Source organism: Agrobacterium rubi TR3 = NBRC 13261, from assembly GCF_000739935.1.
Classification (GTDB): Bacteria; Pseudomonadota; Alphaproteobacteria; order Rhizobiales; family Rhizobiaceae; genus Agrobacterium; species Agrobacterium rubi.
On sequence record NZ_BBJU01000022.1, the window covers coordinates 51,938 to 74,975 of the forward strand.

The 23,038-nt window shown below is 57.0% G+C and carries 22 protein-coding genes and 1 pseudogene; 15 read left to right on the forward strand and 8 right to left on the reverse strand.

Features of this window, described 5'->3' with window-relative positions; translation table 11 throughout:
• Positions 1-72: 72 nt before the first annotated feature.
• Together RRU01S_RS16740 and RRU01S_RS16745 are read left to right on the forward strand one after the other, a co-directional pair.
• On the forward strand, positions 73-1,083 hold the full coding sequence (locus RRU01S_RS16740; protein WP_045231444.1) for an ABC transporter permease: 1,011 nt from the start codon (positions 73-75) through the stop codon (positions 1,081-1,083).
• Complete coding sequence (locus tag RRU01S_RS16745; RefSeq protein ID WP_045231445.1) at positions 1,076-1,996, forward strand: ABC transporter permease; 921 nt, start codon at positions 1,076-1,078, stop codon at positions 1,994-1,996. The genes RRU01S_RS16740 and RRU01S_RS16745 overlap by 8 nt, the downstream gene beginning before the upstream one ends.
• Before the next feature lie 412 nt (positions 1,997-2,408).
• Here RRU01S_RS16745 and RRU01S_RS16750 read toward each other — a convergent pair whose 3' ends face one another.
• Genes RRU01S_RS16750 through RRU01S_RS16765 form a run of 4 tightly spaced genes read right to left on the reverse strand, consistent with a single transcriptional unit; the run spans position 2,409 to position 5,452 of the window.
• A complete protein-coding gene (locus RRU01S_RS16750; protein WP_045231446.1) occupies positions 2,409-3,470 on the reverse strand; it encodes a CobW family GTP-binding protein in 1,062 nt (353 codons plus the stop codon).
• Positions 3,467-3,769, reverse strand: a complete 303-nt coding sequence (locus RRU01S_RS16755; protein ID WP_045231447.1) for a hypothetical protein — start codon at positions 3,767-3,769, stop codon at positions 3,467-3,469. The genes RRU01S_RS16750 and RRU01S_RS16755 overlap by 4 nt, the downstream gene beginning before the upstream one ends.
• 13 nt (positions 3,770-3,782) lie before the next feature.
• A complete protein-coding gene (locus RRU01S_RS16760; RefSeq protein ID WP_045231448.1) occupies positions 3,783-4,682 on the reverse strand; it encodes a polysaccharide deacetylase family protein in 900 nt (299 codons plus the stop codon).
• 41 nt (positions 4,683-4,723) lie between these two features.
• Complete coding sequence (locus RRU01S_RS16765) at positions 4,724-5,452, reverse strand: FadR/GntR family transcriptional regulator (protein WP_045231449.1); 729 nt, start codon at positions 5,450-5,452, stop codon at positions 4,724-4,726.
• A gap of 161 nt (positions 5,453-5,613) precedes the next feature.
• Between RRU01S_RS16765 and RRU01S_RS16770 the strand changes: the two genes are divergently transcribed.
• Positions 5,614-6,597 carry an asparaginase gene (locus tag RRU01S_RS16770; RefSeq protein ID WP_045231450.1) on the forward strand — a complete coding sequence of 328 codons (984 nt, stop codon included), beginning with the start codon at positions 5,614-5,616 and terminating at the stop codon, positions 6,595-6,597.
• Between the two features lie 483 nt (positions 6,598-7,080).
• Here RRU01S_RS16770 and RRU01S_RS16775 read toward each other — a convergent pair whose 3' ends face one another.
• A complete protein-coding gene (locus RRU01S_RS16775) occupies positions 7,081-8,160 on the reverse strand; it encodes an NAD/NADP-dependent octopine/nopaline dehydrogenase family protein (RefSeq protein WP_045231471.1) in 1,080 nt (359 codons plus the stop codon).
• Positions 8,161-8,568: 408 nt separating this feature from the next.
• Between RRU01S_RS16775 and RRU01S_RS16780 the strand changes: the two genes are divergently transcribed.
• From RRU01S_RS16780 to RRU01S_RS16825, 10 genes are all read left to right on the forward strand, one after another.
• Positions 8,569-9,573, forward strand: a complete 1,005-nt coding sequence (locus RRU01S_RS16780) for a LysR family transcriptional regulator (RefSeq protein ID WP_045231451.1) — start codon at positions 8,569-8,571, stop codon at positions 9,571-9,573.
• A gap of 86 nt (positions 9,574-9,659) precedes the next feature.
• Entirely contained in the window at positions 9,660-10,760 is a 1,101-nt protein-coding gene (locus RRU01S_RS16785) for an extracellular solute-binding protein (protein ID WP_045231452.1), read from the forward strand.
• An 85-nt stretch (positions 10,761-10,845) separates the two neighbouring features.
• Positions 10,846-11,829, forward strand: coding sequence for an ABC transporter permease (locus tag RRU01S_RS16790; RefSeq protein WP_081880109.1), 984 nt, complete (start codon positions 10,846-10,848; stop codon positions 11,827-11,829).
• Positions 11,830-11,839: 10 nt separating this feature from the next.
• Positions 11,840-12,631, forward strand: coding sequence for an ABC transporter permease (locus RRU01S_RS16795; RefSeq protein WP_045231454.1), 792 nt, complete (start codon positions 11,840-11,842; stop codon positions 12,629-12,631).
• A gap of 4 nt (positions 12,632-12,635) precedes the next feature.
• Entirely contained in the window at positions 12,636-13,706 is a 1,071-nt protein-coding gene (locus tag RRU01S_RS16800) for an ABC transporter ATP-binding protein (RefSeq protein ID WP_045231455.1), read from the forward strand.
• A 56-nt stretch (positions 13,707-13,762) separates the two neighbouring features.
• Positions 13,763-15,229, forward strand: a complete 1,467-nt coding sequence (locus RRU01S_RS16805; RefSeq protein WP_045231456.1) for an NAD(P)-binding domain-containing protein — start codon at positions 13,763-13,765, stop codon at positions 15,227-15,229.
• Between the two features lie 11 nt (positions 15,230-15,240).
• Entirely contained in the window at positions 15,241-15,834 is a 594-nt protein-coding gene (locus RRU01S_RS16810; RefSeq protein ID WP_045231457.1) for a 2-hydroxychromene-2-carboxylate isomerase, read from the forward strand.
• Between the two features lie 7 nt (positions 15,835-15,841).
• Positions 15,842-16,342, forward strand: a complete 501-nt coding sequence (locus tag RRU01S_RS16815; protein ID WP_045231472.1) for a CMD domain-containing protein — start codon at positions 15,842-15,844, stop codon at positions 16,340-16,342.
• Position 16,343: 1 nt separating this feature from the next.
• Positions 16,344-16,922 carry a peroxidase-related enzyme gene (locus tag RRU01S_RS16820; protein WP_045231458.1) on the forward strand — a complete coding sequence of 193 codons (579 nt, stop codon included), beginning with the start codon at positions 16,344-16,346 and terminating at the stop codon, positions 16,920-16,922.
• Positions 16,923-18,260 (forward strand): MATE family efflux transporter, encoded by a 1,338-nt coding sequence (locus tag RRU01S_RS16825; RefSeq protein ID WP_045231459.1) that lies wholly within the window; start codon positions 16,923-16,925, stop codon positions 18,258-18,260.
• 53 nt (positions 18,261-18,313) lie between these two features.
• On the opposite strand, the gene RRU01S_RS16830 is transcribed toward RRU01S_RS16825, so the two are convergent.
• Positions 18,314-19,114: a formate/nitrite transporter family protein gene (locus RRU01S_RS16830; RefSeq protein WP_045231460.1), complete on the reverse strand. Its 801-nt coding sequence runs from the start codon at positions 19,112-19,114 to the stop codon at positions 18,314-18,316.
• The gene (locus RRU01S_RS16835) at positions 19,111-21,414 is read right to left on the reverse strand and encodes an FdhF/YdeP family oxidoreductase (RefSeq protein WP_045231461.1); all 2,304 of its coding nucleotides are present in this window, start codon (positions 21,412-21,414) and stop codon (positions 19,111-19,113) included. Before RRU01S_RS16835 ends, RRU01S_RS16830 begins: the two co-directional genes overlap by 4 nt.
• A gap of 304 nt (positions 21,415-21,718) precedes the next feature.
• Here RRU01S_RS16835 and RRU01S_RS16840 point away from each other — a divergent pair, with 304 nt between their 5' ends.
• Complete coding sequence (locus RRU01S_RS16840; protein ID WP_131367805.1) at positions 21,719-22,456, forward strand: cytochrome c oxidase assembly protein; 738 nt, start codon at positions 21,719-21,721, stop codon at positions 22,454-22,456.
• Between the two features lie 5 nt (positions 22,457-22,461).
• Complete coding sequence (locus RRU01S_RS16845) at positions 22,462-22,959, forward strand: CopD family protein (protein WP_045231462.1); 498 nt, start codon at positions 22,462-22,464, stop codon at positions 22,957-22,959.
• Here the strand turns inward: RRU01S_RS16845 and RRU01S_RS26490 are convergent.
• Positions 22,937-23,038: pseudogene (locus RRU01S_RS26490) on the reverse strand (DUF2231 domain-containing protein); the annotation flags it as partial. The gene RRU01S_RS16845 and the pseudogene RRU01S_RS26490 overlap by 23 nt on opposite strands.

The following is a 23,038-nucleotide window of genomic DNA, read 5'->3' on the forward strand; positions in this document are numbered from 1 at the left end:
CAGGCCGCACCGGCTTCGTCTTACCGACGAAGCCGGTGACTTTGCATTTCTCGAAGGTCCGGAGACGTTCTCATGTTTGCTTTCACGATGCGACGGCTATTTTTCGCCGTCCCGACACTGCTTGTCATCAGCTTTGTCATCTTCGCGCTGCTTGATCTCGCGCCCAATGATCCGACCGGCGACCTGCCGTTGACGATCCCGCCGGAAGTTCGCGAACAAATCCGCGCCTCGCTCGGCCTCGATCAGCCTTTCCTGATCCGCTATCTCTACTGGCTCCAGCAATTCTTCATCAATGAACCGCTCAACATCATTGAAAAAATGACAGGATGGCAGTTCGGCGATGGTCAGCGCATGCGCGTCCTGTCCTGGGCAACGCGCAGTCCGGTTGTCGATCTCGTCGTGCAGCGCATGCCGCAGACGCTTTGGGTCGTGGGCCTCGCCTATCTCTTCGGCACACTTCTGGCGATCCCGATCGGCGTCATTTCCGCCTATAAGCAATATTCCATCTTCGACCAGATCGGCACGTTTATCTCGATGCTAGGTTATTCGGTTCCAACCTTCTTCACCGGGGTTCTGCTGGTGGTGGTATTCAGTTCCTGGCTGCAATGGTTCCCATCGGTCTACGATACGAATTTGCAGGTCAACAGCTGGTCCAGTTTCTTGCTGCAGATCAAACAGATGTTTCTGCCGGTGATGGTTCTGACACTCTACAATGTCTCGCAGATCAGCCGCTTCGTGCGCGCGTCGATGCTAGATAATCTTCATCAGGATTATGTTCGCACTGCCCGCGCAAAGGGCGTGAAGGAACGGACGGTTCTTTTGGTGCATGTCCTGCGCAACAGCCTCATCCCGGTGGTTACCGTCATCGCTCTTGGGGTTCCGACGATCTTTTCCGGCGCCATCATCACCGAACAAATTTTCCGGGTGAATGGCCTTGGGCAGTTGCTGATCACGGCAGTGCAGGGCGCCGACATCCCGCTCGTTCAAACGCTCACCTTCATCTTTGCCGTCTTGATCGTTCTCTTCAACCTGATTGCCGATGTTCTCTATGGCATTCTCGATCCGAGGATCCGTTATGACTGATGTCACAACCGCTGCGCCGACAGCCTCCTCCAGCCCGATGAAATCCGCACTCGCCGATATCTGGAAACAGTTCAGCGCCCACAAGGGCGGTGTGGTTGGACTGATTGTTTTTACATTTATTGTTCTTGCTGTTTATGTCGGCCCCTACATCCATCGTGTAGCTCCTAACGCCATCAATGTGAGAGCACGCAACCAGTGGCCGTCTCTGGCGCACCCTTTCGGCACAGACAATCTGGGCAAGGACATGCTGGCGCAGGTTCTGGCAGGCGGACGCATCTCGCTTGCCGTCGGCATCACAGCCATGCTGCTCGCCCTGTTCCTCGGAACGCTGGTGGGTGTCCTGTCAGGCTACTTCCGCAGGCTCGACGGGCCGCTGATGCGATTGACGGATCTGTTCCTCGCCCTGCCCCTCCTGCCGCTTCTGCTGGTTATTTTGCTGCTGTTCCGCGATACGTTGCGAGCAGCCTTCGGGCCTGAGACAGGGATATTCATCCTGATCGTGACCGTCATCGGCATCACCAGCTGGATGCACACGGCCCGCATCGTTCGCGGCGACGTGCTCTCGATCAAAAATCAGGAATTCATACTGGCTGCAAAATCAAGCGGCATGCGTGAGTACCGCATCATCATCAAGCATATCCTGCCCAATGTCCTCAGCTCGATTATGGTCTCGGCGACGTTGGGCATTGCTGCCGCCATCATCACCGAGTCCGCACTCAGCTTTCTCGGCCTTGGTTTTCCCTCAGACTTTCCGACATGGGGCCGGCTGCTGTTTGACGGCGCCAACTTCCTTCAACTGACACCATCACGCGTCTTGTGGCCGGGGCTTGCCATTTCACTCACCGTCCTCAGCGTCAATTACATGGGCGACGCGATCAGAGACGCACTTGACCCCAGAAGCTTGAAGACCTGAGCCAAGCGTAGATCGTGGGGAAGCAAAGTTTGCTCCCCACTCTCTCACCCATCAGATGGACATCCGCCAAATCCGGTTGACGACGCCAAATTCCACTTATCCGACCGCGAACACGACGGCTATTTCAGTGTCGCGGACGATGATGGCGAGCGCCTCTGTCGTGGGGACCCTCGATGAGCGGGGAAGAATTTCTCGCGAGATGTGATTAGGCCTACTGAAATGACCCCATTAACGTGAGAACAAACTAGGCGTTATCTTTCGTATCGGCATCGGGGCCCCTGCCGACTTACAACCACCTGAAGCATATCACAGAAGAACTCAAGCTGGGCCGTGACGAGCCGGAGCCGAACCTTCGCAACGCCTTCATGTGGTTTCGCGGTGCAGTCAACGCCTAGGTTCGGACAAAGACGTGTCATCGCCGCACTTGGTGCAAATGTGCCGCCTGAGCATTGCTTCGTGCATCGACAAAAGCCGTGAACGATTGTGGGATATCGCCAATATCGCCATCGATGATGAAGACGAGAACGCATCCACGTTCGTCTCCCGGCCAGTGGGCAAGATGCACCGGCCGGTGAATGAGGTGCTGGACACCGTGGATGACGACCGGTGTGTCGTGCCCCTCAATGGCTATGATCCCCTTCACGCGCAGCAACCGGTTGCCATGGCGGTTGACCAGCAGGGAAAGCCATGTTGAGAAGCGCGGCCAGGAAACGGCATTGGGCGTGGTGACCGACACGGCTTGGATCGCACCGTGCACATTGACATTGTCAGCCGGCTTATGCGCGTGGTCATGATACCGTTCCGAGGCGATCCATCGGCGGACATCAGGCGGGCGAGCGGCGAGATTGTGGATATCTTCCGTTATAAGAAGACTTCCCGCCGCGTTCGCCGGGTCGGAAATCTCGATGCTCGCCATCGGGTTCATGGCCGACAGCGTGGCGATCAGCCCGCTTGTGGCTTCTGGACCAGCGATGTCTGTCTTCGTGATGACGAGACGATCAGCGACCGCGACTTGCCGCGCACTTTCGACGTATGTGTCGATGTTCGTGCGCCCGTTCGGCACATCCACCACCGTAATGATGTTTCCAATCGAGAAATGATATTTCAGCATGAGATCAGCGGTGAGCGTCGCAACGATCGGTGCCGGGTCGGCAAGTCCCGTTGTCTCGATGATCAGACGAGTGAACGGTGCGATGCGGCCGACCTTGCGCTTCTCGAACAGCGACAGGATCGCCTGCTTGAGATCGCCGCGGATGGTGCAGCAGATGCAGCCACTTTGCAGCAGCACCGTGTCCTCCTCGATCGTTTCCACCAGCAGATGGTCGAGGCCTATGCTGCCGAACTCGTTGATGATCACAGCGACGTCGGAAAGATCGGGCTGCGACAGCAGCCCATTGAGCAAGGTCGTCTTTCCCGCGCCGAGAAACCCGGTGAGCACGTTAACGATAATAGGTTGTGCCGAACCCGTCGTCATGACGGTGCCCCCATCCTGGATACAAGCGCCGGATCGAGAGGATCGATCTCCATCCCGGCGAAAGCCTCGACCAGCGGCCATAGCTGCCCGAGATGATCCACGACCGCACTCTTGCCCGTGCGTCCATGAAGAACATAGCGGTCGTTCCAAACCTTCAGTCGCAGGCCGTAATGACCGACGACAGCATTGACGGCGTCCGCCTGACGATACCGCTCGGCAGTAGGTGTCATCGGCATGACGCTATTGGCGCCACCGCTCCAGTGGTCCGCTGCACCGAGCGCACCGCACAGGCCGCACATGGTGTCGCCTCCTTTACGGTTGTGGCCGTGCCGTTCCGCTGCGTGGATAGCGCTTTGCGAAGTCTGCGGCGATCTCTTCCATGGTGACGAACCTGACGCCTTCGAACTGGCGGATGTGCTCGAAGATGCGCTCGTGCATCTTGAGGACATGCGGCTTGCCGGACACGTCAGGATGGATCGTCAGGGGATAAACGGCATAGTCGTAGTTCTCATAGACCCATTCGAACTGGTCGATCCACATCTGCTCTATGTCGCGCGGGTTGACGAAACCGTGGCTGTTGGGGGCCGCCTTGATGAACATCATCGGCGGCAGATCGTCGAGATACCAGGATGCCGGTATCTCGATCAGATCGCTTTCGGGACCTTGCGTATAAGGCTTCATCCAGTGCGAAGGATGCTTCGAATAGTCGATCTTCGTCCATTCGTCTCCGACAGTCACGTAATAGGGATGATGGTCGTTGTGCATCAGGGAGTGATCGTAGAGAATACCCTTCTGCTTCAGGAGTTCGTTGGTCTTGGAGCCGAACTCCCACCACGGTGCAACATAGCCGCGGGGCGGTTTGCCGGAAAGCTTGGTGATCAGGTCGACGCATTTGTCGAAGATCGCTTCTTCCTGCTCGGGTGTCATGGCGATTGGGTTTTCGTGGCTGTAGCCATGCATGCCGATTTCATGACCGGCATCGGCAACCTGCTTCATCTCGTCCCAGAAGGTCTCGATCGAGTGCCCCGGCACGAACCACGTCGTCTTGATGCCCCACTTCTCGAACATGCGCAGCAGGCGGACGGATCCGACCTTGCCGGCGAAGACGCCGCGCGAGATATCGCAGGGGCTATCCTCCCCGCCGTAGGAACCGAGCCAGCCTGCAACGGCATCGACGTCGATGCCGTAGGACACCAGTATTTCCTTCGACATAATCTCTTCCTTTTCTGACGGCCGGTTCGGCCCGGTTGACGTTAGGGCAGTTCGGTTGGAGCAAGGCCGGATCGGCTGCCCCCCATGCTGATGTGTTTGCGCATGTAGTAGTTGGCACCGTCCGGATCGCCCCGCTCGATGGCCTCCAGGATCAGTTCGTGTTCCTTGATCGCGGGCCAGAGATCGCCCGGCCGTAGCGCTGGCAGCCGTTGGCTTTCCAGCATCACACCCGCAAACGTGCGGTGCATGTCGATCAAAAGCCGGTTTCCAGAGATCGCAAGAATATGACGGTGAAACTCGAAATCAGCCTCTGCATAGGCCATCAGATCGCCGGACACCGCAGCGCCGCGAAACGCCTCAAGTGCCTGACGCAATTCCGCGAGATTAGCGTCGTTCCGAGACATGGCTGCGAGTTGTGCGGCATAACTTTCGACGACATGGCGCAACTGATAGACTTCACCCAGTGAGTAACGGGCCGCATGTGGCCAGAAGGCTCCCTCGGCCCGGTCCGCGGCATCGGCAATCGTAAAACCACGGCCATTGTCGCGCGCCTTGATCTCGCCGGTCGTCAAAAGAACGGAAATCGCTTCGCGCAACGTCGCGCGGCTGATCTCAAGCAGCTTTGCGAGTTCACGTTGCGGCGGCAACATGGTGCCCTTCGGCCAGCGCCCCTCCCCGATCATCGCGACCAGGGCTCGCACCGTCGATGCAACGACACTTCCGCCAGCAACATCCCCTGTATCGCGCTTCATGGTCGCTGCCTCAATCATGTCCGCTTGTCCTATATGGCCTGACCAACATGTTCTTGTCATGAGAAGATCGAATTTTGGTCAGGCCGTCAACGTCAAAAATAACTATTTTTGGTTCGAATCTGGGTATTTGACAATCTTGGTCAGACCAAGTTAGGTCAAACTTCAACCGAGGAACAGCCATGACCAAGACAATTTGCCTCGTCACGACGGGCGGAACAATCGCATCGCAGATGAACGCCACAACAGGCCACGTTACGGCTCAAATCGGCGGCAACGACCTGCGGGCAGCGCTTTCCAGTCGTCTCGATGGGGTGGATGTCGTCGTCGATGAGTTCATGACGATCGGAAGCTTTGCACTGACGCTGGACGACGCCTTTGCGCTGGCCGGCAGGATCAAGGACCATCTCGCAGACCCGAAGATCGACGGTGTCGTGGTGACCCACGGCACCGACACGATGGAGGAAAGCGCCTATATGGCAGACCTGCTGATCGACAGCGAAAAGCCAGTCGTCTTCACCGGTGCGCAGCGCGCTGCCGACGAACCGGATGCGGATGGCCCCCGCAATATCGTTGATTCCGTCCGTATCGCTGCCTCGTCCGTCGCCCGTGGCCTTGGCGTGCTGCTCTGCTTCGAGCAGGAGTTTCATGCGGCCCGCGACGTCACAAAATCGCACACGTCACGTACCGACACATTCATCTCCGCCGAACATGGAAAACTTGGAGAGGTCGATGGCGATATGGTCGTCCTTCACCGGCGCCCCGTGATCCGAGACACGATACCGACCGGGCGCGTCGAGACGGATATCGAGATCGTCAAGCTCGGTATTGGGTCTAGTGACCGCTATCTGCGTTTCCTGACTGAACAGGGTGTGGGTGCAGTGGTGATCGAAGGCTTCGGCCGAGGCAATGCACCACCTGCCGTGACAGCTGCAGCGATTGATCTCGTCAAAAGCGGCATTCCGGTGGTCATCACCAGCCGCTGCCAACGCGGGCGCGTCAAGCCGATATACGGCAATGGCGGCGGCAAGACGCTTGCCGAAGGTGGCATCATTTTTGCCGGTGATCTCAGCTCGCAAAAAGCGCGCATCCTCTTATCAATGCTGATGGGAGCAAAATTCAGCGACGCGGAGATGGCACAAAAAATCGAATATTTCTCAGCCTGACATTCTAACTTCAAGTTGTTGAAGGACCAAAGGTAGACAGTGGAATAGAGGCCTTTCGCAAATAGAAGAACGGACGAGGTGATCGTTTACAAGTGATCATGGTTTCGACGACTGCCGCCAATTTGAGCTCAAGCGAATGCTGCTGAGATGCCAGGTTTGGCTTTCCAAATGGCGACGGTCAAGACAGAAGAAAGCGGGCAAGAACCGCAGCTCGATCTCAGGATTCGATCAGCCAGACCCCAAAACGAAAAGGCTTGCCGCGGGAGGAAGTGCGGCAGGCTTTTCGAAAAGAACCGAGTAACGGCTGGGTTGAGAAGTGGGCCGTCTGACGGTGCATTCCATTTGAAAAGCGACCAGTCTCTACCGGCACGTGAATGATCGATAAATCAAAAACCGAAGCTGGCGTTATGATGACTTCCCCGTCGTCATGTATCGGACAAGTGACAGCGGGTTGTTTGAACTCATTGCCGTTTCCAAAACCGATCAGGCGGTGAAGCCTCTGTCACAAATCTCCCTGATTTCGTCTGGGGAGAGACTTTCAAGACCCAGTTCCGGTAGCAAGTCATTATCTGCGGCCAGGTCGTGGTTCATAGCGGCCGAAAACAGACTGGTTCCGGCTTCGTGCAAAAGCGCGGGATGTCCGGAGATACGACCGAGCAGGCTGGTGGGAACCAGACCGAATGGCACATCCTCATAGATATAGCGGCTTTCAGCCGATGCTGGCCCTTGGCCCCCTCGTCCTTCGAGATGCATCTGCTGGTTCATCTGCGAAACCGAGCCAGACGGAACGTGGAAAGACAGCGAGAAGTGTTCGTGAACTGTTTTAACTGAAAGCCCGAAGCTCTCGGCAATCCTCAGGCGTTCGATATCCAGTGCCTCGATCAACTGTCCGACAGCGGGCGTCACATGCTCGCCCTGCCCCCATATCTCGCCTTTTTCCATGCGCGTCAGGTTGAGCAGCGCGATCCCGAGGTGATTTTGCGGGTTGAGGTTGGAGAGCGAAATCGCAAGAAGTCCATCGCGCTCGACAAAACGGTCACCGAACAGCTCCGTACACAATGCCTTGCCTGCGGCAGCCGCCGACTTCGGCACCGTGGCAAAATCGACCTTCTGGCGAATGGTGTTGACGTGAACGCTGGTGCCATCGCTCTGCTGGCGCGCTGTTAGCAGAGTCGTGCCCCATACGATAATTGGCAGCGAAACGCCGCGTCTGGCGAGCAGCCGCGACAGGTAAAGTGCGCCGAAGGAGCTGTGCGAACTGACGATGACAGACTGACCCGATTTCAGATGCGGTGCGGCAGCATCGAAGGCCAGGCGATGGCCATTGGCAGGCAGGGCAAGAATGACGACATCCGCGTCCGAGACCGCCTCGCCGCAATCTGTGGTGACGGCAACCGTGCCGGAAAATTCAATCGCCCGCGATGCCAACAACGGCATGCCGTTGGCCAGTGCGAGGCCGTGGGCGCCGGAAGGAGACCAGAGAACCGGCTCGTGACCGGCCTTTGCGAGGAAAGCAGCCATACCATAGGCAATCGAGCCTGCACCAAGAATAGCAATTCGCATCGAGTTTTTGTCTCCTTTTCGTGGCCTGATGATCGTCGTGGTGCATATGCTGCGCTTTGACCCGTCGTTCAAAAGCATGGTTCAGATACATGAGCAAGGAAAGATAAACAGTGCGTCATTTTCGCCACAGCCACTGAAACAGTCATCGCCTGCATATCTGAGGAACTTCATGCCACATTCTTGCGCATGGTTTTGGCTGCGTTTGAGCAAGGGCGTGCAAAAAAGAGCAATAGGCGTGAGACCTTATAGGCAGTTGCCAAAACAACCAGCAGATGGGGCTTTACAGCAGCTCGATATGGCGAAGCACAGATTTTTTAAATCAGCAGATACAAATAGAAAATTGATCTTTGTCACTAGCGGATAAGATGCGCTTTATGCACTATGCATTCATCATAATGCACAGGATGCATGATAGATATGGAAATACGCGAACTCGAAGTGTTTTTGGCAGTGATGTCAGCGGGCAGTATTACTGGCGCCGCTCGGCTTCTCGACCGTTCGCAATCCCAAGTCACGCGGCTCATACAGGATTTGGAGACCTCACTCGGTTTCGCGCTATTCGACCGCAATGGACCGAGGATCACACCGACTGACAAGGGTATCGCCTTTCACGCGGATGCGGAGCGCTTTCTGAGCGGCATCGGGCACTTGCGGGAACGGGCAAAAACCATTGCACGCAAAGAGCCGGAGCCCGTGGAAATTGCCGCGACCTCGGCTTTCGCAAGCGGCATCATTCCGCTGGCACTTGCCGAGCTTTCTGAAAAGCTTCTACCCCACACGATCTATCTTCGCAGCATGCCGGCGGAAGCCGCTGTGCAATCGGTTTTGGCTCGGACGGCAGATTTCTGCGTCACATCCCTGCCCGCAGATCAGCCCGGGCTTGAGGCTCACGGCTTTTTTCAGGGCCGTTGCGTGGCAGCTGTTGCGCCGGATGACCCGCTGGCGGCCAAGAAGGTCATCGCGATCTCCGATCTCGCCGGGCGCACACTGATAACGATGGCAAATCCCTTCCGCCTTCGCAGGCGCATCGATAAGGCGCTGGAACTGGCCAATGTCAGCGCAGGGCGCATCATTGCCACCAGTGCCGCCATGAATGCGGTGCAAATCGCCTCGACAGGCCTTGGCGTGGCAATCATCGAACCGGCAACCGCATACGGCCTGCAAATGGCCCATGTCGAGGTGCGCCCGCTTGATGTCGATGTACCATTCCTATGGGCAATCTTTTCAGCGGCATCACGCCCGTTGTCGGAGACATCGCGCGAACTGATACAGTTGATCATCCGCATCGCATCGGCCCGGATGCCCGTTTTCATTGCGCATGACCCGAAGCAAATCGGACGCGTCGCGGACATGACCTATGGCGGTGGCTTCAACGGCGAGACATCGCCAGTCGAGCCATTCAGTGGGGTCTAAATCTTTATCACTGAAATACGATCGCCGGAAATGCCTGACGTTCCATCTGAAAAGCAGTCACCACAAGTCAAAACACGGAGTCTAACATGCAAAAGATCACATCGACCCGCCGCTCGACATTGAAGCTTCTGGCCGCAGGTGCAGGCGTTCTGGCTGCACCTGGCCTCATCCGCTCCGCTCATGCCCAGAGCAAGGTCGTCAACATCACGACCTATGACAAGTTCGTGCCGCAGAGCTTTATCGACCAGTTCCAAAAGGACACGGGCATCGAGGTCCGTGTGCGCCTGACCGACGACCAGGGCAAGCAGTACAATCTGCTTTCCGCTGAAGGTGCGACGCCTTCCACCGACATAGTCACCGTCACAGGCCACCGTCTATCTCAGTTCATCAAGTCCAACCTGCTCTCACCGCTGGATACGGGTCGCCTCAAGAACTGGGGTAATCTCGCTTCGGCGTACAAGGGCGCACCGCAGCTGACAATCGATGGTTCGGTCTACGGCCTGCCCTTGCTCGCTGGCTTCGAAGGTCTGGCGCGCAACACTGACTATACCAAAGAGTCCGATAGCTGGGGCATCATGTTCGATGACGAATACGAGAGCCTGACATCCTATATCGTCAGCGACTTCCTCTCCATCACCATGCTCTATCAGGGCAATGACGGCGACTACGTCACTTACGAAGGCAAGACAGATGTCGCCACAGCCGCCACCAATCAGGCGCGCGATTTCCTGATCAAGAACAAGGACAAGGTCCGTAAATATTACGACGCCGGTTCCGAGGTTCAGCAGATGTTCGTCAACGAGGACATCTATGTCGCTCAGGCCTGGTCAGGCCCGACCGCAAAGTTGATCATGGACGGTCACCCTATCGCGCTGTCCGTTCCAAAAGAGGGCACTTACGGCTTCCTCTACTCGTTCAACGTCGTCAAGAACAGCCCGAACGCCGATGCTGCCTACGCATTCCTCGATGCGATCCTGTCCTCGCCGGAAATCGGCGCATCCATGAGCCGTCAGTCGGGCTTCTCCTCGGCCATCGAGGGTGTCGACAAGGTGCTGAACGACAAGGAGCGGACCGCCATGGCGCTGCCTCAGGAGCAGGTCGAGCGCATCAAGTTCTTCTCTTCCGTCAACCGCGCAATGAAGAACGAGATGATCGACAAGGCATCTGCCGAGATCAAGGCCTCCTGATATTCGAAAATACACGCCAGGGATCGGCCCGAAAGGGCCGGTCTCCTCGACCAAGAGCTTATCCAGAGCCGGGAACGACAAGATAATGGTGGGTACAACAATGACGCAATCGGGATCCGGGAAACCATTGGTGGCCCCCTCCTACGCCGGATGGATCGGCAGGGCGACCGGTTCAAGCCTTTACCGCAATACGATCGGGCTCCTTGCCAATAGCCGCTTTGTCCGGCTTGCAGTTCTTGCCGGTGTGCCGCTGGTATGGATTATCGCACTTCATATCGGGCCGATTGCCCAGATGGCAAATATCAGCTTCATGGCCGATTATCCGCCACCGCCAACGGGTGATGGCAACTATACGCTTGCCAATTACCAACTGTTTTTTGCCGAAAAGCTCTATTTCGTTCCCTTCATCCGCAGTCTCGTCTTTGCGGCTGTGGTGACGGCATCGACGCTGCTAATCGTCTATCCTGTCGCCTATTACGTCGCAAAAGTCGTGAAGCCGAAAAACCGCATGCGGGCCTTGTTGCTGCTGCTGATACCGTTTTGGGCAGGTGAACTGATCCGCACATTTTCCGTCATCATGCTGCTGGCCAATCGCGGTGCAGTGAATGTGTTCCTGCGAGAAATCGGTCTGATCGATCGCCCCATACCCATGCTCTACACCTCGTTTTCGCTCAGCTTCGGTGTCGTCTATCTCTTGTCGCTCTACATGCTGCTGCCGCTCTATTCGGCCATCGAAAAGATCCCGCCACAGCTTGTCCATGCTGCGGCAGATCTGGGTGCCGGGCCATTCCAGCGATTTCGACGGGTCATTCTGCCACTTTCGAAGGATGGTATCGTCTCCGGTTGCAGCCTGGTTTATCTTACTTCCGTGGGCGTTTTCGCCGCTCCGCTTTTGCTGGGTGGACCCAATGCGGTCATTTTCCCTGAAGTCATTGCCACTCTGTTCCATTCGTCGAACGACAAATGGCCTGAAGGTGCCGCCTTCGCCATGCTGATGCTCGCTGTTTCGCTCACCACCGTCGGCCTGTTTATGCGGGTCGTCGGCGGTCGTTCCGTCCGGCTGATGTAAGGAGAAACCGATGCGCCCCTATTTCAACGATGTTACCAAGACGGCACTCGGCGCGTCCTATTGGCTGTTCGTCATCTATCTCATGCTGCCGCTGGTGCTGATGATGGCGATGAGCTTCAAGGATGCTAACTTCATTGCCTTCCCCATCACCAACTGGACGCTCGACTGGTACGCAAAGGTCTTGCAGGACAAGCAGTTCATCGAAGCATCGATCTACTCGGTGGGCATCGCCCTTGCTACCACCGTTTCCGCCACGATCATCGGGGTCTGGATCGCACTTCTGGTGTCCAACGAAGGCATCTGGGGCAAGGCGACGATCTTCGCGCTGGCCTGTCTTCCGGCAGTCGTTCCGGGTCTGATCAACGCTATCTCGATGCGCATCTTCATTCGTGCCGTCGATATTCCCACCGGTACGTTTGCAATCATTCTCTCGCATGCGGTCCACGCAGTGCCCTTCGTGGTCATCATGGTTCTTACGCGCCTGCGCTCCATGCCCGCCAATCTGGTGGATGCAGCGCGTGATCTCGGCGCCGATCCGTTCATCGCTTTCCTGCGGGTCACCATCCCTTATCTGATGCCGGCACTCGTCGGTGGAATGATTTTTTGCGTGCTGACCAGTATGGACGATTTCGTCCGCACCTTCTTTCTCGGCGGCTATCAGCCCACACTTCCCATGCTGATCTTCGCAAGAGTTCAGGGCGGCATGTCGCCGGAAATCAATGCCATCGCAACGATCGTCCTGATCGTCACCGCCATCGTCGGCCTCTATGCCGAGCATTTCACACGCCGTTCAAGGAGCTGATTCAATGCAGCCGATCGTTCATTTCAAAGACGTCAATAAATATTATGGCACCGCGCTGGCCGTGGAAAATCTCGATCTGGCCATCGAGCCGGGCCAGTTCGTCACGCTGCTTGGCCCTTCTGGCTGCGGCAAATCTACGACGCTACGCATGCTGGGCGGCTTCGAGGACCTTTCATCGGGCGAGATTTATCTGGATGGCAAACCGATTTCGCATCTGCCGCCAAACAAGCGCAACGTGAACATCGTCTTCCAGGATTATGCGCTGTTTCCACACCTCACGGTTGGCCGCAACATAGCCTTCGGTCTGGAATTGCAAGGCAAGGTTTCCGCCTCCATTCACAAACGGGTCATGGAGCTTCTGGCTCTCGTCGAACTCCAGGATTTCGCCGACCGCATGCCTGATCAGCTTTCGGGCGGACAGCGTCAGCGAGTGGCGCTGATGCGGGCGCTGGCGCCCAATCCTGATGTGCTGCTTCTCGACGAGCCGCTTTCTGCACTCGATGCAAAGCTGCGGCAGCAGATGCAGGTCGAGCTGAAGGCCATCCAGAAAACCACCGGCAAGACCTTCATTTTCGTAACCCACGATCAGGAAGAAGCACTGACCATGTCCGACGTCATTGTCGTCATGAACAAGGGCCGTGTGGAGCAGACGGGTGGGCCGAACGAGCTTTACTCCCGCCCCCGCAGCCGCTTCGTTGCGGACTTCATCGGTAAGAGCAATTTCCTCGAAGGCAAGGTGCTGTCGATCGAGGGCACGATTGCCACGCTCGACTGGCAGGGCAACACTATTCAGGCCGACGTCAATGGTACGACCCACAAGATGGGCAGTCAGGCCACCGTGGCTCTGAGACCTGAAGCGCTCTACTGCGTGAGCGAACAGCCTGATGACCGGCTCGCGCTCAAGGGCCGCATCGGCGCACGCATCTTCAAGGGGGCTCATACGTCACTCACCGTCACCGTCGACAACGGCGCCGATCTTATCGTGCAACTCGATCCGGTTGCGCTCTCGCATATCCACACCGATGAGGTCTGGGTGGGCTGGCGTCAGCAGGATGCCGTATTGCTGGCGGATTGAGACATGGTCCGCCACCGCAGCGATACGATAATCACGATTTGCAGGAGACAAGGGTTATGACCGACCAACAGCAGGGAGCGCTTGCGGCACTGAATGCGCGGGTAAAGCAGGACCTCGCTTTTCTGAACTATCCTGCGGCCAACTGGTCGAAGCCACTGACATCCACTGAAGGATCGCAGGTTAGCGATACCGTCATCATCGGTGGCGGCATGTGCGGCCTCGTGGCGTGGCTTGCGTTGACACGCGCTGGCATCGCGAATCTGCGCATCGTTGATCGCGCGCCGAAGGGATCGGAAGGACCGTGGGTCACCTATGCCCGCATGGAGACCCTGCGCTCTCCCAAAAACCTGCTCGGTCCTGCCCTTGGCATTGCATCCCTCACCTTCCGCGCTTGGTACACGGCGACACATGGCGAAGAGGCATGGGAGGCCCTCTATCGCATCCCGCGCCCGATGTGGATGGAATACCTCAAATGGTACCGCGAGGTTCTCGGTGTTCCAGTCGAGAACGATACACATGTGACGCGCGTCATTCCGCGTGAGGATGGGCTGCTGGAGCTTGAAATATCGGGTGGAAACGCCCCCTCCATCATAACCCGCAAGCTGGTTCTGGCGACAGGCCGCGATGGCCTCGGTGAGCCGACCGTCCCCGACTTCATCAAGGGTCTGCAACGCCACAAAAGCTGGGCGCATTCCGCCGATGCGGTGGACTTCAGCAACCTCAAAGGCAAACGCGTCGTGGTCATCGGCGTTGGAGCCTCCGCAATGGATAATGCAGCAGAAGCGCTTGAGGCCGGGGCGAAGGAAGTCCGTCTTCTCGCACGCCGCAAGACCATGCCAACGGTCAACAAGCTGATGGGGATCGGCTCCTATGGCGTGACAGCCGGTTTCGCAAAAATCGATCCGCAATGGCGCTGGCGGCTGATGGACTATTCAACACGGCAACAAACACCTGCGCCACATGGCTCGACATTGCGCGTCAGCCGCCATGCCAACGCCTTCTTCCACTTCGATTGCGGTATCCGCGAGATGAAGGAGGAAGCTGGTGAAGTGGTCATACCCACCCTGAACGGGCGTGTTTTCCACACCGATTTTGTCATTCTCGGCACAGGTTTCTCGATCGATCCGGCCAGCCGCCCGGAGCTTTCCCCCTATCAGGATAAAATTGCCTGCTGGGAAGACCGTTACACACCGCCTGCGGGTGAGGGAAATCCTGGACTTGGCCGCTTTCCATGGCTTGAGGAGGATTTCTCCTTTACCGAAAAACATCCGGGCACGGCCCCGTGGCTCAAGGATATTCACTGCTTCAACTACAGCTCGGCCATCAGCCTCGGCAAGGTCAGCGGCGATATTCCGGCGATCAGCGAAGGCGCTCTGTGGCTGGCGCGCGGCATTGCCGCATCGCTGTTCATCCGCGATATCGATTATCACTGGGAAGCGCTTCAGGCCTACGAAAAGCCGGAGTTGGACGGCTCCGAATGGACAGATGCCGACGCGCCCGCATCCGTGCAGAAAACCGCCTGAGGAGAAACCGGATGGGTCAGAAGACCGTCTATTACTACCACGCGCTCAGTTCACCATGGGCCTATCTCGGCTGGCCGGAATTCAAGTCACTGATCGAAAAGCACGATCTCAACGTGATCGTGCGCCCCACGCGCATCGTGCCGGATAATGGTGGTGTTCCGCTGCGCAGCCGCCCACAGCCACGGCAGGATTACCACGCAGTCGAACTCGACCGCTGGCGCAAACGGCTGAATATGCCGCTGGTGCTGAAGCCGAAATATTACCCCACCAACAACGAATTTTCCGCCCGGATGGTCATCGCCGCCAATACCCTCGGTTTGCCGGCGCTGGAACTGAGCCATGGCCTTTTGCGCGCCCTGTGGAGCGAGGAGCAGGATGTAACCCTGCCTGAAGTGCGCATTGCGGTGGCCGATGCGCTTGGACTCGATGGCAAGACACTGCAGGCCATGGAAGAGGCGCCCGACATCGTTCAGGCCTGGCATGACAGCCATGAGGAAGCGAGAAGACGCGGCGTCTTCGGTACTCCCACATGGATTTATAACGACGTGCTCTATTGGGGGCAGGATCGCCTGAACTTCCTTGATGAAGCCCTTTCGGAAAGCTGATGACGCCATGACCATTCATTCCACAATCGACGTGATCGATGCCGTTCTCGGGCTGGAAAAATATCCCCATATCCTGCAACTGCGAGAGCAGCGGGCCAAGATGAAACGTCTGACCCAGACGAGCTACATCGCAGCCATTCACCCCACAGAGCCGCGCAACTTTTCCTATGGTCTTCGCGCCGCATTGGCTGCGCGCATGGCCGGCCTGTGGAAATCGACGGAGCTTCGCGCCCACTATGTCGATCTTCTGAAGGACGAGGCAACGGAACTTCAGTCTGTAGCCGATCCCGATTTCAAACCCGACGATGGCGACATCCGCCTTGCCACCATCCTCGCCCATGTGGATCTGGTGACATTGTCGCCGAAGGAAGCGACCCGCGCCAATATCGAAAAGCTCAAAGCCGCAGGGCTTGATGATGCCGATATCGTCACGCTGGCGGGCATCATCGCTTTCGTTAATTATCAGGTGCTGGTCGTGGCGGGTTTCAAGATGCTGAGGGATAACTGAAATGTCGCAAGCCGTACACGAATTCACCCTCGACGCACTCGACTGGCATCCCTACGTCAAACCAATCGATCTCACCGAGGCGACGCCCGCCCAGCTGACCGCACTCAATGTCACGCCATCGAACACCAAGGTTTCGGCCTATGTGCTGGTGCTGGCCAATGATGCGGAAATCCTCAACGAGCGCACCCCGCTCTTCAACGACATCATGTATAGTGAGGGCGGGCTGTCTCGCGGCGGGCGTGAGATCGGCGCCCTGGCTGCCTCCTTCGTCAACAAATGCATCTATTGCGCCGCCGTCCACGCCAATCGTTATATTCAGATCGAAAAACGGCCCGAAGTGGTGGGCGAGATTTATGAAAAGGGACTGGACGCCGATCTGCCAGAATTCGAGCAGGCGCTGTTCAACTTCGGCGTCGATATGACCGCACATCCCGATGATGTAGGTGTTTACCAGTTCTATCACTTGCGGGAGCATGGCCTGGATGACCTCGAAATTCTTGATCTCATTCATTCGGTCGCCATCTTCGGATGGGCGAACCGCCTGATGCATACGCTCGGTGAATCGCATCGGAAGGATTGAGTGACCCAACCCTCTCCGCATACCAGCCCCACGGTTCGACCTTTCGACATCGGCCATCGCGATGTTCTGAGAATCGCCCTGCCGATGATGATCGCCTATCTGTCGACCCCGCTCGTCAGCCTCGTGGCGACGGGCGTGATCGGACAACTGGGCGATGAAACCCTGATTGGTGGCGTGGCGCTGGCTGCGGTGATTTTCGACGTCATCTTTGTGTCGTTTAACTTCTTGCGTGCCGCGACGGCGGGCTTCACGGCCCAGGCCGTTGGTGCTGGCGATCCGCGTGAAGAGCAACGCATGCTGGCAAGCGGCCTTGCGATTGCGCTTGCCGGAGGCATAGCCCTTCTCCTGCTGCAAAAGCCGATAGGCGAGCTTGGCCTTGCGGCCATGGGCGCCGATGGTGCCATCGCCGACGCGGCATCGACCTATTTCTACTGGCGCATCTGGTCGGCACCCTTCGTGCTGTTCAATTTCGTCGTCTTCGGTTGGATTATCGGTCGCGGCGAGGCGCTGTGGGGCATGGTTCTGCAGACGATGCTGAACGGCATGAATGCGGCACTGGCCTTCTATTGGGTAATCGGTCTGGGATGGGGCTTGCAAGGTGTAGCCGTAGCATCGCTGGTGGCCGAAGCCGTGACGGCGCTCGCCGGACTCTATCTCATAATCAAGAAAACCGACCCGAAAGCCTGGAGCCTTCCCGATCTCGCGGCCTTCCGCCGCGCATTTTCGGTCAATGGCGATATGATGATCCGCTCCTTCGCGCTGCTGATCGGCCTGTCATTCTTTACGCGCCAGAGCGGTATGCTGGGTATCGAGATACTCGCCGCCAATACCATTCTTCTGCGCTTTTATTTCTTTGGCGTGGCCTTTCTCGATGGTGTGGCAACCGCTGCCGAACAGCTTGCCGGACGCGCCGTTGGCGCCCGCTATCGCCCCGCATTCGACCAGACCGTAAGGCTGACAACGCTTTGGGGCCTTGTCTTTGCAGCGCTCGTGTCGCTGGCTTTCTATCTTGCGGGCGGTTGGGTCATCGACATCACCACGCCCACCGAAGCAGTTTCCGTGCTGGCTCACAACTATCTGCATTGGGTGGTGGCCCTGCCGGTCTTCGGCATCATCGCCTATCAGATGGACGGCATCTATATCGGCGCGACCTGGTCGAAACAGATGCGCAATCTGATGGTGGGATCACTCTTGGTCTATTTCGCCGCATGGGCGATTCTGCAGCCACTTTTCGGCAATGACGGATTGTGGATATCAATGATCCTGTTCCAGAGCGCGCGTAGCATCGCATTCCGCTTTATGCTCCCCAGACTGGCCGACAGAACCTTCGCCATTTGAGCCAATCGTGCCTTGCCGACTGAACAAATCGGAGGTCGCTAGCTTTGGCAACCCTAAGATCGCGAAATATCACGTCGGAACAGATATCCGTAGACGACACCGATCAATCCACCACCCACAATATTGCCGAGCGTTGCAGCCGATATGTTGCTGACAATGGACGATAGGGTGAGCGTGGATATTCCAACCTGACTTTGGTCGATAAGATAGGCGTATGGTAGCAAATACATATTGGCCACCGAATGCTCGAAACCTGCCGCAACGAAGACCGTGACTGGCAGGAGGAGCCCCGTCAGTTTTTCAGTGACACTGTTGCCCGCCAATGCGAACCAAACGCCAAGACAAACAAGAATATTGGCGATGACGCCGCTTGCAAAAACGGTGACGAAGCTTTTTCCGGCTTTTGTGGTTGCAAGGTCGATGGCGGCAGCGCCAACTGAATCATCCCCGGCTTCGTGAAATCGTGCGGCAAAGACGAGCACCGCTAGCGCAACCGATCCGAGGAGGTTCGCGACATAGGCTACCAACAGAGCGCGGATTGCTGTCTTCGTAGAGACCCTACCGGACATAACCGGGCCAAGAAACAACGTATTGCCGGTAAACAGCTCGGCACCCGCGATTACAACCGCCGCCAGACCCAGAGAGAACACTAGCCCTGCCAGGATTTGGGCTGCCCCGAACGGCATTGCATCAGCGCCTGCTAGTGCAACTGTGGAGGCAACGCCACCTAAGCCGATGTATACTCCTGCCAACACGCCCAGAACGGCGATGGTTTTCACTGGCTGCCCGGCCTTGGTTGCTAACGCTTCGAATGCATCTTCCGTCAATTCTGCAGGTTTGGGAAACGCGCTCATGCCGGAGCAACCCTGACAGGAATGGACTTCGCCGCCGGTGTCTTGCTCTCCTCATCGTGTTGCCACAAGGGAATGAGCGAATTGCATTCGGGGAAATAGCCCGCACAGCTGCCGGGTGGTAGATCATAATCGATGACCTGCATACCGCTCAGCACGCGCACGATACCATCGTCAACGGCAGTGGTGATGCTGGCCAACCCATCCTTCGCGATCCCAAATCGGACACGATCGTCCGCATTCATCATCAGGATCATACGGGATTTGTGGATGCCGCGCAGGCGGTCATCATAGCCGTAGACCGTGGTGTTGAACTGATCGTTGGACCGCAGGGTGATGAGGCTCAGCACGTTGCGATCTTCGCCGGTCGAGAAGCCGGAACACAGCGCCTTGGGCAACTTGAAGTTCGCCTTGCCGGTGTCTGTTTCCCATATGCGGTTTCTGGCCGGAACGGGGCGCGGGAAGCCACCGGGAATATCGAGGCGCTTGTTGAAATCCTTGAAGGGCTCAGGGTACGTGGCTTCGATGGCATCTCTGACACGGCTGTAATCGCCGACCCACTCATCCCACGGCACCTTCAGATTTGGCGCCAATGCGTGTTTCGCAATCTCAGCCACAATCCGGGGTTCCGATAACAGGCTTTCGGCGGCGGGTTTGTATTTGCCGCGTGAGGCATGAATGCAGGTGGTGGAATCTTCGATGGTGACGATCTGGGGGCCTGTGGCTTGCTCGTCGATTTCCGTCCTGACCAGCGTGGGTAAAAGATAGGTCGTGGCGCCAGTGATCAGGTGGCTTCGGTTGAGTTTGGTTGCAATCTGTACCGAGAGATCGAGCCCGCGCCATTTCTCTTCCATCAAGGTCCGCTCGGGAATGGCGCGCACGAAGTTACCACCCAAGCCAATGAAGGCCTTGATGCTGCCATCGATGATACCCTCGCAAGCCTCGACGGTGTTGACACCATCCTTGCGCGGGGGCTCGAAACCATATTGTTCGCCCAGACGATCGAGCGGAACCAGCTTTGTTTTTTCGGATATGCCGACTGTTCTTTGGCCCTGCACATTGGAGTGACCGCGCACGGGACAGATGCCGGCGCCGGGTCTGCCGATATTGCCGCGCATAAGCAGCAGATTGATCAGCATCTGGACGTTACTGATGCCATAACGATGCTGGGTCAGACCCATTCCATAGATCGCGATGACATTGCGGGCCCGAGAGTAGGTCCTTGCCGCTGCTTCGATGGAAGAGTGGCTGAGCCCGGACGTGGCAAGAATATCGGACCATGGCATGGTTCTGACGTAGTTTTCGAATTCGGCCAGACCGTGGGTGTGCTCCTCGATAAACGCGACATCGAGGACGCGTGGCCTTCCATCGGCAATCGCCTCGTCATCCCATTCGAACAGACACTTGGCCATGCCGACCATCGCTGCGATATCGCCGCCAGCGCTGACCTGATAATATTGCGTGGCAATATCGGTCGGCTTGTTGGTCAGCATCTGTCCAGGACTTTGTGGATTGACGAATTCCCGCCAGCCACGCTCTTTCAGCGGATTGAACACCACAACCGGTGCGCCTCGTTCCCGCACCTCCTGCAAGCTGTGAAGCAGCCGCGGGGCATTGGTGCCGACGTTCTGACCAAAGGAAAGAATGCAATCCGTGTGTTGGTAATCTTCCAGCAGGATCGTGCCGACTGGGGTTCCAATGCTCTGCGGCAAGGCGACAGACGTCGTTTCGTGGCACATGTTGGAACTGTCGGGGAGATTGTTGTTACCGTAAAGCCGCGCCAGCAACTGGTACATGTAGGAGGTCTCAAGCGATGCGCGACCTGATGCATAGAATACGACGGACTGCGGATCATAGCCTTTGAGTTTGAGGCCGATATCTGCAAATGCGTCGGCCCAACTCACTTCCTGATATTTGTCGGTCGCCGCATCATACCGCATGGGATGCGTCAGACGTCCCTCGTTTTCCAGATCGTAATCGGCCCAATCGAGCAGTTCGGTGACGGTGTGTTTGGAAAAGAATTCGGGCGTGGTGCGCTTGGCCGTCAGGTCCCAGAATGTCGCCTTGGCACCGTTTTCACAAAACTCCGCCAGATGCGGTTTGCCCGGCTTGGCCCAGGCGCAACTCGTACAAGCATAACCGCCTTTTTTATTGTGATCGGTCATCAGACCCGGGGCGGTCCTGACAGCCTTTTGCGTTAGGGCATTTTTGACAACGGATTTGATCGATCCCCAACCGCCTGTTGGCATGTTGTATGGCGCATATTTGACTTTTTTCACCGTTCCACCCTTGCTCTTATCCATGAATGCCTAACCGCACCCAAGCCCAGTTGTTCCCACGCGCGACGGCGCGTTCTCGCGATTGCGAGATGTGGAATTCGCCGGTTTCCGAAAACTTCAGAACGGCCTGATATCGAGCGCGCCGCACGCGGCTGTGTATCATCTCCTGACCAGCCAATAGAAAAAAATGCGTAAGAGTTCCCTAAAAAGCCACGTGGAGTTGTAACCAAAGGGTGATGGAAAATTTGTGGAACAGTTTCTGCTCATATGCGTTGCGAATAAAGTAACCAGAGTTCGCCCACACATCTATCAATCAGGAAACAGCATATTGCCGAGCACGCTTGACCCCTATTGCGGCCCAGCACCGACGCTCCAAAATGCACTATCCTCGTGGAATTTTGACCCTGTTCTCATCGCTTGTATCGCAGGCGTGGCAGTCGCGCTTCAATATGCCGCGCCGCACCCAAGGGGATGGAAGACAAGCGTTCTTGTTTTCCTATTGATTGCCGCATTCGTCTCGCCGCTTTGCTCAATGACCAGCGCTCTCTTTTCTGCAAGGTTGGCCCACCATATTCTCATCGGCTCGGTGATCGCGCCTTTTGTCGTCATGATCGGCTGGCCGACACAGCGGTGGCTCGCGACAATTCCTTTGGAAGCCGTCTTCGTCGCACACACCACTATTTACTGGGTCTGGCACTTGCCCTTTGGTTATGCCTTCGCTCTGTCAGGCACCTGGCAATACTGGCTGATGCAGATCGCGTTTATCGTCGCATCCATTCTGCTGTGGCACGCTCTGCTCTCGCGCAGCACGTCGGTGGTCGCCACCACCAGCCTTGCGCTCGGCACCATGGTGCAAATGGGCTTCCTCGGCGCCATCCTGACATTCGCACCTGTAACGCTTTTCGAAGCGCATTTCACAACAACGCAGGCCTTCGGACTGACGCCACTTGAGGACCAGCAACTGGCAGGCGTGTTAATGTGGACGCTGGGCTTTACGCCATACGCAATCGTTGTCCTTTGGTGCATGCGCACGCGGCTGCTTCATTCCCGTCCGGCAGAGCAGTGAGCGCGATGGTATTCGTCAAATTCCTGCACATCATGGCCATTTCCGTCTGGGCCGCCGGGCTCGTCAGCTTGCCGGGGCTGTATGTGCAGCGCGCCCATATCGTGAGGGATGACGACCTTTTCCGGCTTCAGAAGATCGTCCGTTTTTCCTACGTGCGCGTTATCTCGCCTGCCGCATTCATCGCAATTGCCACCGGTACGGGCCTGATTTTTCTGCAGAACCCGTTCAGTGCGTGGTTTTCGATGAAGCTGGCATTCGTCGGCATCATGGTCGTCATCCACGTCATGACCGGCCTCGTCATCATCCGTCTCTTCAACGATGGTGAGGTCTATCCGGTATGGCGCTTTGTTTTGGTTACCATCGTCAGCGGCCTTGTGGTGGGAGCTATCCTCTTTCTGGTACTGGCACGACCGGAAGCACCCTTTGCCTTGCCATCAGGATGGGCAGAGCCGGGCGCGCTCAAACGACTTATCTCGCACATCAGTCCTTGGGAGATACCATGAGGCCGATGCCATGATCGAAGATCAGTTTGCCGCCGTGCCATCCAGCCAGTCCGGTGAGAACGGACGCCAGGAGCGAGAG